The sequence below is a fragment of the Paenibacillus sp. FSL R5-0912 genome, assembly GCF_000758605.1.
Taxonomy (GTDB): Bacteria; Bacillota; Bacilli; order Paenibacillales; family Paenibacillaceae; genus Paenibacillus_AQ.
In genome coordinates this window covers 545,976-564,939 of sequence record NZ_CP009282.1, presented here as the reverse complement: position 1 = coordinate 564,939, position 18,964 = coordinate 545,976, and the positions used below count along the sequence as shown (strand labels likewise).

At 52.2% G+C, this 18,964-nt stretch carries 10 protein-coding genes, 1 tRNA gene and 2 riboswitches; of the genes, 5 read left to right on the top strand and 6 right to left on the bottom strand.

Annotated features, from left to right (window positions below):
* Positions 1-438: 438 nt before the first annotated feature.
* On the bottom strand, positions 439-4,005 hold the full coding sequence (locus tag R50912_RS34675; RefSeq protein WP_197073025.1) for a choice-of-anchor A family protein: 3,567 nt from the start codon (positions 4,003-4,005) through the stop codon (positions 439-441).
* A gap of 82 nt (positions 4,006-4,087) precedes the next feature.
* Positions 4,088-4,180, bottom strand: a riboswitch (cyclic di-GMP riboswitch).
* An 814-nt stretch (positions 4,181-4,994) separates the two neighbouring features.
* Between R50912_RS34675 and R50912_RS02430 the strand changes: the two genes are divergently transcribed.
* Complete coding sequence (locus tag R50912_RS02430) at positions 4,995-5,372, top strand: YhjD family protein (protein WP_156122905.1); 378 nt, start codon at positions 4,995-4,997, stop codon at positions 5,370-5,372.
* 437 nt (positions 5,373-5,809) lie between these two features.
* On the opposite strand, the gene R50912_RS02425 is transcribed toward R50912_RS02430, so the two are convergent.
* The 4 genes from R50912_RS02425 to R50912_RS02410 form a co-directional block, all read right to left on the bottom strand.
* On the bottom strand, positions 5,810-6,232 hold the full coding sequence (locus tag R50912_RS02425) for an ASCH domain-containing protein (protein ID WP_042232151.1): 423 nt from the start codon (positions 6,230-6,232) through the stop codon (positions 5,810-5,812).
* Between the two features lie 196 nt (positions 6,233-6,428).
* Positions 6,429-6,500: transfer RNA gene (locus R50912_RS02420), tRNA-Thr, on the bottom strand.
* 82 nt (positions 6,501-6,582) lie between these two features.
* Entirely contained in the window at positions 6,583-7,362 is a 780-nt protein-coding gene (locus R50912_RS02415; RefSeq protein WP_042232149.1) for a sugar phosphate isomerase/epimerase family protein, read from the bottom strand.
* Between the two features lie 50 nt (positions 7,363-7,412).
* Positions 7,413-7,721, bottom strand: coding sequence for an MTH1187 family thiamine-binding protein (locus tag R50912_RS02410; RefSeq protein WP_042232147.1), 309 nt, complete (start codon positions 7,719-7,721; stop codon positions 7,413-7,415).
* Between the two features lie 340 nt (positions 7,722-8,061).
* Positions 8,062-8,292, top strand: a riboswitch (cobalamin riboswitch).
* A gap of 346 nt (positions 8,293-8,638) precedes the next feature.
* Between R50912_RS02410 and R50912_RS02405 the strand changes: the two genes are divergently transcribed.
* Together R50912_RS02405 and nrdG are read left to right on the top strand one after the other, a co-directional pair.
* Positions 8,639-10,624: an anaerobic ribonucleoside triphosphate reductase gene (locus R50912_RS02405; RefSeq protein ID WP_042232145.1), complete on the top strand. Its 1,986-nt coding sequence runs from the start codon at positions 8,639-8,641 to the stop codon at positions 10,622-10,624.
* A complete protein-coding gene (gene nrdG / locus R50912_RS02400; protein WP_042232144.1) occupies positions 10,621-11,148 on the top strand; it encodes an anaerobic ribonucleoside-triphosphate reductase activating protein in 528 nt (175 codons plus the stop codon). Before R50912_RS02405 ends, nrdG begins: the two co-directional genes overlap by 4 nt.
* A gap of 130 nt (positions 11,149-11,278) precedes the next feature.
* On the opposite strand, the gene ssuE is transcribed toward nrdG, so the two are convergent.
* Positions 11,279-11,833 (bottom strand): NADPH-dependent FMN reductase, encoded by a 555-nt coding sequence (gene ssuE, locus R50912_RS02395; RefSeq protein WP_039307619.1) that lies wholly within the window; start codon positions 11,831-11,833, stop codon positions 11,279-11,281.
* A 406-nt stretch (positions 11,834-12,239) separates the two neighbouring features.
* Here ssuE and serS point away from each other — a divergent pair, with 406 nt between their 5' ends.
* Positions 12,240-13,517 (top strand): serine--tRNA ligase, encoded by a 1,278-nt coding sequence (serS, locus tag R50912_RS02390; protein WP_042232141.1) that lies wholly within the window; start codon positions 12,240-12,242, stop codon positions 13,515-13,517.
* Positions 13,518-13,825: 308 nt separating this feature from the next.
* Complete coding sequence (locus tag R50912_RS02385) at positions 13,826-18,919, top strand: S-layer homology domain-containing protein (RefSeq protein WP_197073024.1); 5,094 nt, start codon at positions 13,826-13,828, stop codon at positions 18,917-18,919.
* The last annotated feature ends 45 nt before the right edge of the window (positions 18,920-18,964 follow it).

Below are 18,964 nucleotides of genomic sequence, written 5' to 3'. Positions count from 1 at the left end.
TTACTTTGGAACTAATTTTAGTTTATCCGCTATCAAGGCTGATTGTCAATGAAATCCTTTGAAACATCTGGTAATAGATTATATCTACCGATTCACTCCAAAGCACTGTTACAAAAGGTTTTTTTAATTGAAAACATAGCTTTCCCAGCTGAATCCTGATCCTCTCATCGCTCTCGATGGCACCGATAAGGATATTTTCAAACTATGTATAAAGAACTAATTTTAATTTTGAAATTTTAATATATACTCAAGGTCCCATGATCGTAAAGACGCAACTCTTTCTCCTTAGCACATTTGATTTTACGAGGAAATATAATATCAAATGTATATCCCATATAAAAAAGGCTGCTTTGTGGAGAACGTCTTCTCCCAAAGCAGCCTTTTCCCGATTTAGCGGTGATATCGCCAGCCTGTCGGAAAGGATCTTACGAATTGCATTTATTTACGTTTATCTGTTCTGGATCTTCTGCCGAGGAATATTCCCAATCCTGCAAGGGCTAGACCGACCAAGTAATAGGGAGCCGGACTGGACTCACCAGTCTTCGGGAGCGATGCATCCGCAGGTACATTGCCTAACGGAATCTCTTCATCAATGATTGTCACAATTGGCGTTGGACTTGGTGTTGCGCTTGGGCTTGGCGTTAGGGTTGGACTTGGTGTCACCACTAACGGCCGAGGTGTTACTGTTGTCACAGGGCCCAAAGGCAGCGGATCATCAATGATTATTGTATCTGGATTTACAATATAGCCGATTATTGGAGTCGGCGTTGGCACTACATTAATAAAGACGGGCGGTGCAGACGATGGTACTGGTGCCGGTGGTAATGTCGGTGTTGGTGTTGGTGTCGGCGTCGGTGTTGGTGTTGGTTCTGGTGTCGGCGTTGGCGCTGCCGTTGGCGTTGGTGTTGGTGTTGGTGTTGGTGTTGGTGTTGGTGTTGGTGTTGGTGTTGGTGTTGGTGTTGGTGTTGGTGTTGGTGTTGGTTCTACTGTCGGTGTTGGTGCCGCCGTTGGCGTTGGCGTTGGTGTTGGTGCTGCTGTTGGTGTCGGCGTTGGCGTTGGTTCTACTGTCGGTGTTGGTGCCGCCGTTGGCGTTGGTGTTGGTGCTGCCGTTGGTGTTGGCTCTGCCGTTGGCGTCGGTGTCGGTGCTGCTGTTGGCGTTGGTGTTGGTGCCGCCGTTGGCGTTGGTGTTGGTGTTGGTGTTGGTGTCGGTGTTGGCTCTGCCGTTGGCGTCGGTGTCGGTGCCGCCGTTGGCGTTGGTGTTGGCTCTGCCGTTGGTGTCGGTGTTGGCTCTGCCGTTGGCGTCGGTGTCGGTGCTGCTGTTGGCGTTGGTGTCGGTGCTGCTGTTGGCGTTGGTGTCGGTGCTGCCGTTGGCGTTGGTGTCGGTGCTGCTGTTGATGTTGGCGTTGGTTCTACTGTCGGTGTTGGTGCCGCCGTTGGCGTTGGTGTTGGTGCTGCCGTTGGTGTCGGTGTTGGCTCTGCCGTTGGCGTCGGTGTCGGTGCTGCTGTTGGCGTTGGTGTCGGTGCTGCTGTTGGTGTCGGCGTTGGTGCCGCCGTTGGCGTTGGTGTCGGTGGCGCTGTTGGCGTTGGTGTCGGTGCCGTTGTTGGCGTTGGTGTCGGTGCCGCCGTTGGCGTTGGTGTTGGCTCTGCCGTTGGTGTCGGTGTTGGCTCTGCCGTTGGCGTCGGTGTCGGTGCTGCTGTTGGCGTTGGTGTCGGTGCTGCTGTTGGCGTTGGTGTCGGTGCTGCTGTTGATGTTGGCGTTGGTTCTACTGTCGGTGTTGGTGCCGCCGTTGGCGTTGGTGTTGGTGCTGCCGTTGGTGTCGGTGTTGGCTCTGCCGTTGGCGTCGGTGTCGGTGCTGCTGTTGGCGTTGGTGTCGGTGCTGCTGTTGGCGTTGGTGTAGGTGCTGCCGTTGGCGTTGGTGCCGCTGTTGGCGTTGGTGTCGGTGCCGCTGTTGGCGTTGGTGTCGGTGCTGCCGTTGGCGTTGGTGCTGCTGTTGGCGTTGGTGTCGGTGCTGCTGTTGGTGTAGGCGTTGGTGCCGCCGTTGGCGTTGATGTTGGTGCAGCTGTTGGCGTTGGCGTTGGTGCTGCCGTTGGCGTTGGTGTTGGTGCTGCTGTTGGCGTTGGTGTCGGTGCAGCTGTTGGCGTTGGTGTCGGTGCAGCCGTTGGCGTTGGTGTCGGTGCAGCTGTTGGCGTTGGTGTCGGTGCTGCTGTTGGTGTCGGCGTTGGTGCCGCCGTTGGCGTTGGTGTTGGTGCTGCTGTTGGTGTCGGCGTTGGCGTCACCGTTGGTGTCGGTGTTGGTTTCACTGTCGGTGTTGGTTTCACTGTCGGTGTCGGTTTCACTGTCGGTGTTGGTTTCACTGTCGGTGTTGGCTTCACTGTCGGCGTTGGTTTCACCGTTGGTGTCGGTTTCACTGTCGGCGTTGGCGTCACCGTTGGTGTCGGTTTCACTGTCGGCGTTGGCGTCACAGTTGGTGTCGGTTTCACTGTCGGTGTCGGCTTCACTGTCGGTGTCGGCTTCACTGTCGGTGTTGGCTTCACTGTCGGCGTTGGTTTCACCGTTGGTGTCGGTTTCACTGTCGGCGTTGGCGTCACCGTTGGTGTCGGTTTCACTGTCGGCGTTGGCGTCACAGTTGGTGTCGGTTTCACTGTCGGTGTCGGCTTCACTGTCGGTGTCGGCTTCACTGTCGGCGTTGGTTTCACTGTCGGTGTTGGCGACGGAGTACACTTAGGTGTCGGCGTCGGCTTCACTGTTGGTGTCGGTTTCACTGTCGGTGTTGGTTTCACTGTCGGCGTTGGCGTCACTGTTGGTGTCGGCTTCACTGTCGGTGTCGGCTTCACTGTCGGCGTTGGTTTCACTGTCGGTGTTGGCGACGGAGTACACTTAGGTGTCGGCGTCGGTTTCACTGTCGGTGTTGGTTTCACTGTCGGCGTTGGCATCACTGTTGGTGTCGGTTTCACTGTCGGCGTTGGCGTCACTGTTGGTGTCGGTTTTACCGTCGGTGTCGGTTTCACTGTTGGTGTGGGAGTTGGCTTCACCGTCGGCGTTGCAGTCGGTTTCACTGTTGGTGTAGGGCTTGGTGTTACGGTTGGTGTTGGCGATGGGCTGGGGGTTGGTGTTGCGGTCGGCGTCGGACTTGGCGGCGGTCCATCTCCCTGGTATGTTCCTAGGTGCATTTCTACTCCGCCGGCAAAAGACTTGGCAATTAGCGTTCCGTATAGCTCTGCACCGGAATAATTGACATCCGCCTTAGGCGCCAGTATCGTCCCCAAAAAGGTGGTATACGCAATATTCACCTTGGTCGCTTCGTAGAAGTTGAACAACACTTGACCTGCTTTGCCGTTATTCATTGCGAAACTTGGTACATTGACCGTAGCTCCACTTATGTTAATAATTAACGTGGCATTCTGGGCAATGTTGAATTGAATATTGTTTGTATTCGCCAGCGTTGCCGCATCCAGGTGAACTACGTTGAAAAGATCCGGCGCACTTATTGTAAGTGTTCCATAATTATTATTGCCAATTTCTTTCGTAGCGGACAATGCCCCGTATGCTGCAGAACGCGAGATCAGATACTGCTTCTCAGCCGGGAAATCAATCGGGCTTCCCTGCTTCTTCGCGCCTATAATATTCACAATAGGCTCATTGGCTTCAATGGTGTCCCCATACACAACGTTTCCGTAGATTTCTCCGCTACCCGAATGTTTAAACTTCTTACCGGCAACGAGTACGTCTGTGGCTGAAGAATTCCTGTAGGCCCTGGCTACCCCGTAACCTCCAGAGAGAGTAATATTCCCTCCCGCTGCAAGACGGCCTTCAATTTGATCATTGTCTTGCGTGAAATCGTCAAAGATAAAAGCATTAAAATTCCCGGCAATCCCCAAGACCGGCGTTGGATTGTAAGGTACACCAGCTGTTGCCCTTACCTCCGTCCCCCAAGTGAAGGCGCTACTTACGGTCAGTACGCCCGCCAGAATACAGGCGGCCGCTTTTCGCAATTTTTTTCTCAATAATCTACACCTCCTATTCAACTATTCTATGAAATCGTCGCAAAACTATAACAAAAAAAAGACCGCCACGAAGGGTTAGCTTCACGGCGGCCGGACGACCATAGCCCGGACTTAAGGGGCATCAGATTCCTGACTTTGCGTCCCGCTCTTTCGAAACGGTTTGCGTTTGTACATGATTGATATGAAATTGGAAAAGCTTATGTAATACCCAACAGAAATCTGTGACATTTGTTACTTTAGAACTAACTTTAGTTTAGATGCCACTTGGCATATTGTCAATATATTTCCAATTCATTTCACAGCTATTTTTGTGATGAAAAAAATAAAAAACGCTTTATTCATAAGGCTTTATACAATTTATAAACATACCTTCCTGACGAAAAAGGTCGATAATCCCACTAATTCGCCGCAGTACTTTTTCCTTTTCACAGAGTTATTATCCTTAAATTTCAAATATCAAAATTTAGTATTTTAGTCCTACTTTTTCTCCCCGCCCCCCCCATCTTCGCTTAAACAAACCTCACATGGTGAACCTGAAGAAACGGGTGCCATCCTCCTTAAGGACACCACCCGTTTCCGGACATACAAGAGAGCTCTTATATAGTAAAAGCCTTATGAGATTCATCTGTTTTCACAGCAGTCTTTAATCGACATATCTAGGGAGTTTGTGTAGAGGGCTGGAAATCTGCACACGCAGAAATCCATTTTTAGAGCAGCTGAATCCAGCCAATCATTGATACCCAAAGCGGAACGCTAAGGAATAACCCAAACAATAAACCGCGGCGGAGATTTCCTTCATGACTCATTGCCATTCTCCTTTTAATCAGATTTATTTACAACTTTATTATTTCAATTTTAATATAAAATAATTTTCCCGATTTTATTGTGAATTATGTCACATTAACAGCCCTCTTTTTTTTAAATACCATTGATTTTTTTTGAACTTCGGGTTAAATTACGAATATACGTTCTCGTTGGAGGAGATGAGATTGATGCACAGAGCAGAGAGCCAGGACAATATGCTGGTGAAATCGTATATCTTGCTGCCGCTCATTTTATCCGCCTTTGAACGCGATGCTTCCATCCTATCCGCAGAGCTGCGCACACCCGATCCTTACCTTGAGGTTCTCCGGACAGCGGCGGGTGCAGCCATAGCCGACCTGCGGGATGTCCGCACCGAGATGAGAGCCCGTGGTCTGAAGGTCTATGCACAGCAGCAGCTGGAAGTTGGCATTGAAGCCAAATTTGTCTGCAGGGGTTATCATGAACGGATGCTGCTGCTGGATGATGTCATTACCGCCCAGTCTACTATCCGCATGCGCAGATATTTGGGTCTTGGCACTCCGGACTCAACCGCCTTGAGATGAACAGCAACTCTGGCTATGTTAATTCTCGGCGTTACTTCCCCCATAAAAAAGAGGCCCGCCATGATTGGCAAGACCTCAGGGTACCCTATTACATCCCTTACCTGAAAATAAGCTGATACCCAGATAAAGATTACATTAAAATCGTCCAATACCCAAGCGTACCGCAGATAACCACAGCCGCTACGGGATACAGGATCTTCCGGCTTACCTGATCCTTAAACACAATAAACAAACAAAGCATACAAAGCCATGCGATAAGAAGGCTGCCCATCTCTTATGCATACGCTCCTTCCCGGCATTTCTGCCCTGGCTCCTGCAGCATACCACCGCAGAGTCCGCTTTCCATATATATAAGAAGATTACCCGCTGAATATCCCTATGATACCCGCTGACAGCTGATAAGCATGAAATTTTTATTTATTTGGCCACAAATGGATTCACCACTCCTGCTCAAGAACGGGATATTCCCAGAAACCTAAGCGCCCTTTGGCAGGTATAGGATGAGCCAGCGCAACGACTTCCTCCAGCTTCCAGGCATACCGGCCTTCTGCATAATCGCCGAACACATATTCATTCCCGCCCGGCCAGTTCTGCTGTGCTTGCTGAGGCGTAACCCCGCAGCAACCAGCCAGCCGGCTGGTCGCAAGGATTACCCCGGAGGGCAGATTATCCGCCGTGTAGCCGTGCCGGGCAAGCACCGATTGATACGGCTCTGTCCTGCATATGGCCTTATCTACCTGCATACCGGCATGGATGGCTAATTCTCCCCGGTAAGCCGTCGGCCAGGAACGGGTCTCGATCTGTTTTTCACCCAGCTCAATTAAGGTTGCCCAAGGCTGGCGAATCGTCAGACACTTCATACAAGTGCCTCCTCTCATAAACAAAATAGGCTCTAGGAATAACATATAAATCGTTTAATAAGATTGATTTCATTTTAGTCCTGCATTCTGTATTAAGCATAAGCAAGCATCGGGCCGGTAGACGATCGGATGAATAAATAAAAAAACGCGACCCCCAAAACCCCGGAAAGCCGCGCCACTATTGAGTTCTTACGGATGCTGGTGAAGGGAATTGAACCCCCGGCCTACGCATTACGAGTGCGTTGCTCTACCCCTGAGCTACACCAGCTTAAAAGGATTGCCCCTGCCAAACAAAAAATATTATAACTCTTTCAGCAGAAAACGCAACCCTTTTTGACTATTACCTCTTCCTATCCCTGCATAAGCCCCAACCCGCGGAAATATTCCAGCGCCTGCTTAGCACTCTCCAGCGACGACACGGCATAAGCCTCTTGCTCTACTATATAATACAGAATTCCGCTTTCCTCTGCCTTGTCGAAGACGCTAGCGAAATCAACCTGCCCTTTCCCGAGGTCAGTCTCTTCATTATTTGCCCCGAAATCCTTAATGTGGACCAGCGGAACACGCCCGGCATAACGCGAGACATAGTCAATCGGCCGGGCCCCGCCCCTGTATACCCACCCCAGATCAAACTCGGCAAACATATGCTCAGCAGGAATCTGCCCCAGCCATATATCGATGACTGCTTTGCCGTCTACCTCCGCAAATTCATAATCATGGTTGTGATACCCGTACTGCAGGCCTGCTGCACGGACCATCGCGGAGGCCTTCTCCAAGAAGGGAATCACCGCCGTCACATCTTCCATCGAGGGGTTCTGCGGAAGCGGTGCCGAAGGGGTGATCATATATTGTAGTCCAAGTTCCTTCGCATATTCAATTTCTTTGGCTAACGCCCGTTCCATGTTATCCAGACTGCTGAAATCCAGGCCCACATGCGCCGAAGGCGCAGCAAGACCCAACCGGTCCAATGTACGGCGCAGTTCTCCTGCAGACACGCCGAAATAACCGGCGAATTCTACCGCCTGGTATCCCATCTCCGCCACTTTGCCCAGTGTACCCAGGAAATCGCGCTCTGTCTGGTCACGCAGTGTGTACATTTGAATTCCGATTTGCTGTGAGGCCTTTGCCATGAAAGATCCGCTCCTTATAGGTTGAATCTGATTACAACTACAGGTACTCCTTACTCTCCTTGCAGCTTACGTTCCACGGATTCCAGCTTGCTGCGGCTCGTAGAAGACTTGTCACGACGGTCATCAATTTTAAGCGAGGTAGATACTCTCTGTGCTCCTGAAGTAAAAGGCGACTCATGCAGCGCTTCTACTGCAGACAGAATCCGTGCAACCGGTCCTTCAATAATAGTCCCCATCGAAGTAAGCTCATAGGTAATCCCCTCCACGGTCTGCAGCACACGCTGCATATCGGCCACATAGCTGCTGAGACTGGTACTGCCAGTGCCAATCGGAATAACGGTCACTTCACCAATCGCCATTATGAAATCCCTCCTGCAAGTTTGATGAGTCTCCTCTTTCCTTACTCCTTAATTGTAACCCTTCAGCGCCCCTCCCACAAATAACCACAGACCCCCCTCTCTATTACTATCTCCCCCGTAAAATTACCAGGATTAGACGCACTCTATTTATGGAGTCTTTGTGGCATCTTTTGGGACAATTTATGACTCATTTAAGGCCATATCCACAGGAAAGTTGTGGATTACCTGTGGACTAACTGTGGATCATCTGTGAGTAAACCTGCGGAACCCGCTCCCCGCGCGGGATTGTAAAAAAACATTTACAAACACAATATATTGAGTTACGTTTATTAAACAACAACAAAATATAGTAGAAACAGGTGTTTCACTCTCTCAATCGAGAGGAGACTTAATAGGGAAACGCGGTGCAAAACCGCTGCGGTCCCGCCACTGTAACCGGATGTTCCAGCCGCCAGATGCCGCTGGAGCAGCATCCACCGGCAACAAGCCACTAAGGGGCTGCGAGGCCCCTCGGGAAGGCGCCGGAGGGCATACCGGAAGCCAGGAGACCTGCCTGTTTCTGTGGCACCATTCAGACTCCTGCGAGGAACAGGCGAGGTGCCCGCATGCGGCCTGCACGAGCAGAGTTAGCCTTTCCGTTAATCGGGCCAGAGGCTGCCGATACCTGAGGACGATAGAGTATCGTTCTCAGGTATCGGCTTCTGCGGAATGTACAAGAACGGGTTATACATAAGCATAGACAACAAGCCCTATACCCCTTTACGTATATTTCACAAAGACCACCGGCAAATTTCCGCTTCCGGATATTTGCATTACGCATTCGGGCATTTCCCGCCTTCCCGGCTGGAGATGTCTTTTTACTGATGTCTTGGAGCACATGCTTCACGCTTATGATACCGAGAGGAGAGAGCTATACAATGACGCTGCTGGAGAAACGATATAACGAAGGACAAGCTGTACAGGAGGTTCTTTTGGAAGAAGTTATTCATTTGGGACGGGATATTATCGACAGCCGGGATTTGGATCTGCTGCGCGAGAATGCCAACTTGAACGGGGAGAGCTTCTCCGGCAAGATGAGCAAATTCGGTAGTGAATATTCCAAGTGGTACGCACGCAATTTCACGATGCCGCCACAGCTCGTGCAGGCTATTGAAGATAATGTTGTATATGTACACGACCTGGATCAATATGCCATCGGAACAACCAACTGCATCTTCATCCCGTTTGAACGTCTGCTCCGCGAAGGCTTCAATACCGGCAACGGAAGCGTCCGCCCTCCGAATTCGATTATGACGGCTATGTCGCTGGTGGCGATTATTTTCCAGTCCCAGCAAAATGCCCAGTACGGCGGCGTATCCGCCAACAAGCTGGATTACGATCTCGCGCCTTATGTCACTAAATCCTTCGCCAAGCTGTTCCGCAAAGGAATGGAATATTTCGAGGAAGGTACCGCCGGAGAAGCGCTCGGCGAGGTTACTATGACCCGCAGCGATCTGGAAGAGAAGTATCCGCGTGCCTTCCGTTTCGCCCTGAAAGAGACAGAAATTGAAACGCTTCAAGCCGCGGAGAGTATGGTACATAACCTGAATACCATGTCCAGCCGCTCCGGCGGCCAGATTCCTTTTACCAGCATCAACTACGGAACCTGCACCTCTCCGGAAGGCCAGCTGGTGATCAGCTCCCTGTTAACTGCTACAATGAACGGGCTTGGCAGCGGAGAAACACCGGTGTTCCCGATTCAGATCTTCAAATGCAAACAGGGTGTCAACCAGCAGCCTGGTGATCCTAACTATGAGCTGTTCGTGAAAGCAGCAGAGTGCTCTGCACGCCGACTGTATCCGAACTTCGCCAATCTGGATGCTCCGCTGAATATGCAGTACTACGATCCAGCCAATCCGGATACTGAATTTGCCACCATGGGCTGCCGGACACGTGTTCTGGGTGACCGCTTCGGACGCAACCACTGCTCCGGCAAGGGCAATCTTTCATTCAACACGCTTAACCTCGTACGTTTGGGACTAGCCTACGGCACAGTAACCGGCCGTCGCCTTGCCGCTGACGAGGAAGGCTTCTTCGAAGATCTTAATCATTATATGGACGTTGCGCTGGATGGCCTGCTGCACCGGTTCCGCATTCAGGCTTCCCAGAAAGCCAAAGCCTCCGATTTCATGATGCGTGAAGGCGTCTGGGAAGGCGGCGAACAGCTTGCACCGGAAGACAGCGTAGGTGAACTGCTGAAGCACGGTAGCCTGTCCCTTGGGTTCATCGGTATGGCCGAGTGCATGAAGGCTATGTACGGCAAACACCATGGCGAAGATATGGAAGTCCACGCCAAGGCAGTGGCTATTGTCCGCCACATGCGCGAATACTGCGACCGCAAGAGCGAGCAGCTGAATCTGAACATTACTCTATTCGCCACGCCTGCCGAAGGTCTCTCCGGCAAATTCACCAAGATAGACCGCAAGGTTCTCGGTTCCATCCCGGGTGTAACGGACCGGGAATACTATACGAATTCATTCCACATTCCGGTCTATTACGACCTGAGCGCAGCCAAGAAGATTAGCCTGGAAGCTCCTTTCCATGAATATTGCAACGCCGGAGCGATCTCTTATGTAGAGCTGAACGGCAATGCCCGCAGCAACCCTGCAGCATTCGTCAAAATCATCAAATACGCGCTGGAGCAGGACATCAGCTATTTCAGCATCAACCACCCGATTGACCGCTGCTCCGGCTGCGGCCACGAAGGTGTGATCGGCACGAACTGCCCGTCCTGCGGCGCTCATGAAGATACAACACATATCCGCCGGCTGCGCCGGGTAACCGGATATCTGACCGGCGACTATCAGACCCGCTTCAATGCCGCCAAGCAAGCCGAAGTACGGGACCGCGTTAAGCATCTATGAACATCTGCGGATATTATCCGGAGTCGATCAATGAAGGCGAGGGATTGCGGGCGGTTCTCTTCTTCAGCGGATGCCGCCACCGCTGCCCCGGATGCTTCAACCCGAAGACCTGGAACTTCAATTACGGAGAGGTCTTTACTCCGGAGCGCAGGCGCGAGATTATCACCGAGATAGCAGATAATCCGCTGTTGGACGGCTTGACTCTGGCAGGCGGGGACCCTTTTTTCTCGGCAGAGGGTGCGGCGGACTTCATCCATGAGCTCCGCGCCGAGCTGCCGGGTTTCCCGGTCTGGATCTATACCGGTTATACGTACGAGGAGCTGACAGCTTCCCCCGGCTCGCCGGAATGGAATCTGCTGGCCCTGTGCCAGGTGGTTATTGACGGACGGTTTGTAGAGGAACTCAAAGACACTACTCTCCCTTACCGGGGAAGCAGCAACCAGCGGATTATAGATATCCCGGCAAGTCTTGCCGGAGATACGGTTATACTTTGGGAGCCTGCGCTAAGCTTTCAAAGGGGATAAGCTCCCCCAGGACAAATACCTTAGTATATTTAAAAAGGGTACTAAACTACCGCATTCCGGTGGTTTAGTACCCTTTTATATTTCTAAGCAGATTATATACTTGACGCTGCCCTGACAATGACATAGCCGCCTAGAGCTCCGCTTTACGCGCTGCCTTATGCGCTGTCTCATCCGCCAGCTCTTCCAGTACGCTGTTCAGCCGCAGCTTCAGCTCCTCGGCCAGTTCAACGACACCCTGGTCGTTGCGCACAGCCTGCGAGTCTACCGCATAGACTCCGCCAAGAATATGCCGGGCGCCCAGCACAGACAGCACCGGCTTCAGTGCATAGTCGATCGCGAGCAGATGGGCGAGGCTGCCGCCCATGAAGAGCGGCAGCACGATTTTGCCGGCCAGCCCTTTTTGCGGAACCAGGTCCAGGAAGGTCTTCAGCACTCCCGTATAAGAAGCTTTGTACACTGGACTGACGACGATTACCGCATCCGCTTCGGCCACCAGTCCATTCGCTTTGACGATGGCTTCGCTCTCAAACCTGGTGTGAATCAGATCCTCCGCCGGAAGCTCCGCTACATTAATCCGTTCCACTTCAAACCCGCGTTCCCGCAGATCCCCCTCCGCGTATTCGATCACCGCATTGATTCGGGAGACCAGGGATGGCGTTCCGTTAATTACCACAATTTTGGCCACTTCCGCACCTCTTCCGTCCGCTTTTATAAGATATGCCGGGCTGTTGTGCCGGACACAAATACTTTAAATTATTAATAATCCTAGCAGAGTACGAGGAATATTGTCAAACCTCCTTTGCACTTGCAACCCGGCCCTTCTCTGGTTATAATAAACGGCAAACCTATATCCCGACCAGGCCAATGACCGGCATCCAACCGCGAGGCGTCTGCGACCGGAGCAGCTTCCTGTTCCCTAAGTTTACCGGGTTTCGCCCGTTACCGCGAAGACCAAAGAGGGCCTTATTCCGCGCTTTACAGCTGTTTTACCGGAATGGGGTCAACCTGGGTGGCACCGCGAGCTGACGCTCCTCGTCCCATGGATGAGGGCGTTTTTTGCATTTTTTTAACACAAAAGGAGCGATAGCGGCATGCTGGACATGAACTGGATCAGGGAGAATGAGGACATTGTACGGAAGACGGCAGATTGGAAAAGACTAGCGTTCCCGCTTACGGAGCTGCTGGAATGGGATGACCGGCGGCGGGTTGCCCGCCGAGAAACCGAGCAGCGCCGGGCGGACCGGAACGCGCTGACCAAAGAGGTTGAGCGCCTGCTGCGCCAGGGCGACGCTGCAGGCGGAGAACAAGCCAAGGAGCAGGTGCGGGCAATCAACGCCCAGCTGACGGAGCTGGAGGCGGAGCTGGCCCTTGCAGAGCGCCGCTGCGGCGAGCTGCTGCTGCTCGCGCCGAACCCCATATCGGCGGATACGCCGATCGGGCCGGATGACAGCGCGAATGTGGAGCTGCGGCGGCATGGCGCGCCGCCGGTGTTCGGCTTCAGCGCGCGGGACCATGTCGAGCTCGGAGAGCTGCACGGCATCCTCGACATTCCGCGTGGTGTCAAAGCCGGCGGACCCCGCAGCTATGTGCTGAAGGGGGCCGGACTGCTCCTGCATCTGGCCGTACAGCGGCTGGCGCTGGATGTGCTGATGCAGCGCGGCTTCACCGTGATGGATGTGCCGGTAATCGTCCGGCCGGAAGCATTGGAGCGGACCGGGTTCTTCCCGGGCGGCATGGATCAGACCTATGAGCTGACGGGAGAAAAGCGCTGGCTCGCCGGTACCTCAGAGGTGTCGCTCGTCTCGCTGTTCAGCGATGAGACCCTGGAGCTTGAACAGCCGCTGCGGCTGGCCGGAATGTCGGCCTGCTTCCGCCGCGAGGTAGGCTCGGCAGGCCGCGATGTTCGCGGGCTGTACCGTGTGCACCAGTTCTCGAAGATCGAACAGGTGGTGATGTGCCGGAACGATCCCGGAGAGTCGGAGCAGATGCTGCAGGAGATTCTCGGCAATGCCGAGCATATTCTCCAGCTGCTGGAGCTGCCTTATCGGGTAGTGGCCGTGTGCAGCGGCGACATGGCGATGAAGACACATAAGCAATATGACATTGAGACCTGGATGCCCAGCAGGGAAGACTTCGGCGAGACCCACTCGGCCTCGAATCTGCTCGACTTCCAGGCCCGCCGCTCAGGTATCCGCTACCGCGATGAAGAAGGGCGGCTGCAGTACTGCCATACCCTGAACAACACGGCAGTAGCCACGCCGCGCATTCTGATTCCATTGCTCGAGAATCACCAGCAGGAAGATGGATCGGTCTATATTCCGCAGGCACTGCGGCCTTATATGGGCGGCAAGGATACTCTACTGTTATAGAAACAAGCGGAAACGGCTTTACCGTCCTTAATAAGGACGGTATCGTTTACGGCCAAGCCGTCCTTCAATGGGCAGCGAGGCCGTTTTTGTTATTCGTATACTTTACATTCTAGTAACATTAAGTTTACATAGTTTTCAGGAAATTCAGCTGTATTCCTCATATTTTTCCTTAAATATTAAAACATTTTAGGGATTTCTCCTATTAATTTATGCACTATTAACAAATTTTGACGAAAAATTGCTTTGGAAACCTATTATCTCTATTATATTTAAGTGGAAATGATATTTTTATGGGGAGGTATACTTACATGAAACTTTCTTCACAATGCAGGAGGCCGCTTAGTCTATTCCTGGCGGTTGCCTTGCTCTTAACCGGGATATTCCCGGGATTCTCATCCGGGGTCAGCACGGCTTCAGCAGAAGCAGTACCGTTTGATGTCGGCATCACCCAAGCCCCCTCAGTCACAGCATCCCCCGCCTCAAGTTCCAAAGTAGGCATAGGTTCCACCATTACCTTAAGCACTTCAGTAACAGCAAGCGTGTATTACAGCGTTTACACTAACGACAGCCCTACTGCAGAAGCAGAAAACGTATGGTATGAATCCCCTATTGTTGTCGGTTCAAACTATACCACCCTTACCATAAAAGCTTATTCTTTATTACCCGATTTGGAGAAAGGTCCAACAGCAACTTTTAAATACACTGTATCTGCTGTACTGGACAATCTGAAGATCAGCCAGATTCAAGGTGCTTCGCATACATCTCCATACCTTGACAGCCTGGTTACCAACGTCAAAGGTATTGTCACTTACATCAAGGATGCGAACAATTTCTATATCCAATCCGCAACCGCTGATATGGATAACGATATCAAAACTTCTGAAGCCATTCTTATCTACCAAAAAGGCGGTAGCAGTGCCGTTAAAGTGGGAGATGCTATTACCGTAGACGGAACTGTCAAGGAGTATGGATTCTCCGGACAACTGACGACTACGGAGATCGCCGCCAGCAAAACAACGGTTCTCAGCAACGGCAATCCGCTTCCGGCAGCAGCTCTGCTGGGTACAGGTGGACGTGTGGTACCGGCTAAGGTTATCGATGATGATAAGTTCGTCAAATTTGATCCGGACACGGATGCCATCGACTTCTACGAAAGTCTGGAAGGCATGCGTCTGGAGCTTACTAAACCAACCACTGTGGGTCCTGCTGTCTATTATGCTTCCAGCCGCACGTTCGAAATCCCTGTGGTTACAGTTAACGGAACAGCCAACACGACTGAAGTCACCTCTGCCGCGGGCGGCTTGGTGCTGACTGGTGCTGACTTCAATCCGCAGCGCCTAATCCTCTCCGTGAAATCTGCACCGGTGCTCACCACAGGCCAGCAGTTCACAAGCAATATTACCGGTATTATGAACTATGATTACGGCAAATTCCTGATTTCCACGGAAACGGGTACACTGCCGGATGTCTCACCTAGCAAACTGCAAAGGGAAGTGACTTCTCTCTCATCCGGGGAAGAGCACAAGCTGAACATCGCTTCCTTTAATATTGAGAACTTCTCTAAACTTAACGATCCCAAGAAGATCGAAAATGTAGCCAAGGATATCGTAAACAATCTCAAAACGCCGGACATTATCGGCCTGACCGAAGTGCAGGATAATAACGGTACGGGTAAGGGTATTACCGAGGCTAATGAGAGCTTCGAAGCACTGATTGCTGCCATTAAAGCCATCGACGGCGGTGCATCCGCTTATGCCTACACCGACATCGCTCCGGTTAACAATCAGGACGGCGGCGTTCCGGAAGGCAATATCCGTTCAGGCTTCCTGTACAATACGAACCGCGTTGCACTGAAATCAGGCACACCCGGTTCTGCCACTGAATCCGTCACCTACAGTTCAGCCTCCGGTCTTAGTGTAAATCCCGGACGCATCGATCCGACGAACGATGCCTTCATTGACTCGCGCAAGCCGGTGGCTGCCGAGTTTACATTCGAAGGCAACGATGTGATCGTGATCGCCAACCATTTCAATTCCAAGAGCAGCGACAATTACCTCTTCGGCTCTGTTCAGCCGCCAGTCTTCACAACGGAAGTCCAGCGGGCCAAGATCGCCAAGGTCGTCAACGGTTTCGTTGAGGATGTGCTCCAAGAGAATGCGGATGCCAATATCGTCGTACTCGGCGATTTGAATGACTTCCAGTTCTCCAATACGCTGAATATTCTCAAAGGCAGCGCCCTTACGAATCTCGTAAATACCCTGCCGCTGAACGAACGGTATTCCTACGTATTCCAAGGCAATTCACAGACGCTGGATCATATCCTCGTCAACAATAGACTGTCATCGGACACTACACTCGACATCGTGCATATCAACTCGGACTTTGCCGATCCAGGAGATTATCCTCCAGGCACTGAATTCCCGGCCGATATCCGGGTCAGCGATCATGATCCGCTGCTCGCACAAATTGACTTCGGTACTACAGATTTCAATCTGCGGGTACTGCATACCAATGATACTCACGGTCATTTAGAGAATGTGGCGAAGCGCACTTCAGCTACCAGCAGCGAACGGACAGGCAACACCGTACTGCTGGATGCAGGAGACGTCTTCTCCGGAACCTTATATTTCAATCAGTTCAAGGGCCAGGCAGATATCAAGTTCATGAATAACATCGGCTATGATGTGATGACCTTCGGTAACCATGAATTCGATATGAACAAGGAACAACCGGAAGTGCTGAAGAATTTCGTAACGGCCGCCCAGTTCCCGTTTGCCAGCTCCAATATCGACTTCACCACGAATAACAGTGAGCTTGCGGATCTCTATCATGAGATGACCGGAATACTTGAAACTGATGAGGCCCAGAGTACGGCCAAGGACGGAAACATCTATCCTTCGGTCATCAAGGATGTTTACGGCGAAAAGATTGGTATCTTCGGCCTGACTACCGAGGACACGGTCGGATTATCTTCGCCAGGTGATAAAATCATTTTCAAGAATCATATAGAAAGTGCAAAGAAGACAGTTGAGGCCCTGGAGGCGCAAGGAATCAACAAGATTATCGCGGTTACCCATCTGGGTTACACCGTTGATCAGGAACTGGCCAAGGCCGTTCCGGGTATTGATATCATCGTCGGCGGACACTCGCATACGAAGGTGGATAATCCTCCAACACCAATCGTCAATGTAGGCACCGGCAAGAATGTACTGATTGTGCAGACCGGTGAGTACAGTCAGTTCCTCGGTGAGCTTGACGTCACCTTCGACAAAGACGGTGAAATCAAGACTTACAAAGGCAAATTGCTGGACGTTAACCTGTTCGGCGAGGATCCTGCAGCCAAAAACCTCCTTGCTCCATACGATGCCGAATTGGCGACTGTCCGGAGTACGGTTGTAGGCTACACCAATGTCGATCTCTATACGTACCGCATGATCAATGGCAAATCGACACGTGTTGTACGCAGTGAAGAAACACCCATCGGGAATATGATTGCCGACAGCATCGCGGAGAAAGTCACAGAACTCCTGCCGAGCTTCGTATCTCCCAGCGATCGCGCCTCCATCAAGGGTGTTGTTGCTATCCAGAACGGCGGCGGCATACGTGAGGCTATCAATGTTGGTGACATTACAATGGGCGAAGTGCTGACTACACTGCCTTTCGGTAACGGTCTTGCCGCACTTAAAGTGACAGGTGCCGAAATCATCTCCTCACTGGAGAATGCAGTCAGCGGTATCAGCTCCGACCAGGGCCGGTTCGCACACGTCTCCGGTATGAGATACACCTATGATTCGACCAAAAAGCCGGAGATTGTAGATTCATTAACCAACAAAGTAACTCAGGCTGGCGAAAGAATTGTTTCCGTTGATATCAAGCAGGCGGACGGTTCCTACTTGCCTGTTGATCCGGCAGCCTACTACATCCTGTCCACGAACTCATTCATGGCAGGAGGCGGCGACTTCTACCGTGCGCTGGCTTCAGCTAAGGCAGACGGACGGTATTATGAGCTGGGTCTACCAGACTTTGAAGTTCTGTTAGCCTACCTGAAGAGTCATAATCCGGTGACTTCCAGCATTGAAGGACGCATCACAGACCTGAAAGGTGCGGCACCGACTCCTACACCAACACCGGCACCGACTGCAGGTTCAGGTGGAGGTCCGGGAACAACGGTCCCAACTGCAACACCATCACCTAGTCCAACAGCTACTGCCACAGCAGCAGTGCCGCCGCAGGTAACAACGATTACCGCAGCTGACCTGACTGCACAGCTCGCAGCCCTGCCTGCCGGCACCAGTGAGCTGATCATCCCGCTTACGGCTTCAGCAGGCGGTGCTCAAGTTGTGCTGCCGGGCAGTGTGCTGGTTCAGCAGGCTGCTGCTAAACCAAATACAGTGCTGACTTTCACCTCTACTGGCGGAGCATCCTATTCGCTGCCGCTGAGCCTTATTAACGGAACGGCACTGGCTGCCCAGCTTGGTACCAGTGACTTTACGGTTACAGTCTCTCTGCTCCAGGCGGATACCGCCACACTCGGCAGTCTGAATAAGGCTATCGCGGCACTGGCTGGCTCCGTTACCCTAGCCGCACCGGTCATTGAATTCACGGTTACCGCTGAAGCCGGCAATACAAGTGTGCCGCTGAACAGCTTCGGCAGCACCTACGTGAAGCGGACTATTACTGCAACGGGAGCGTTGAGTTCTCAAGGGGCAACAGCCGTATCCTATGACCCGGCTACCGGCAAGCTGTCCTTCGTACCTTCGATCTTCGCCGGCATCTCAGGCGGAAATACTGAAGTGACGATCAAACGCAACAGCAACAGCTACTATACGGTTGTGAAGTCCACCAAGACCTTCGGTGATACTACAGGGCACTGGGCGCAATCATCCATTGAGCTGCTGGCTTCCAAGCTGATTATTACCGGCACCAGCAGTACCGCCTTCTCGCCATCGCTGTCTATCACGCGGGCAGAATTCGCGGCACTGATTACCCGCTCTCTCGGACTCGCATCCGCAAGCGGAGGAGCCACCTTCAGTGATGTCAGCACAGGCGCATGGTATGCTGATGCCGTACAGACAGCAGCCGCAGCAGGTCTGATTACCGGATATACGGACGGCAGCTTCAAGCCGGGCAATCCAATCAGCCGCCAGGAAATGGCTGCGGTCCTGTCCAAAGCCATCAAGTACACCGGCAAATCCCTGACTTCCGATCCGGCAGTGCTGGCTAAATTCAGTGATGCCGCAGGCATCCCGGACTGGTCCAGAGCAGCAGTAGCAGAAATAGCTGCCGCAGGCATCATTCAGGGGACACCTGACGGCACGTTCGCTCCGGCGAAGCTGGCTACCCGTGCGGAAGCCGCTACGATGCTGGAGAAGACTTTGAAATCACTTCAATTCATTAACTGACCAGACTCAAAGTTATACAGTGAAAAGGCGGTACCCGCGGTGCAT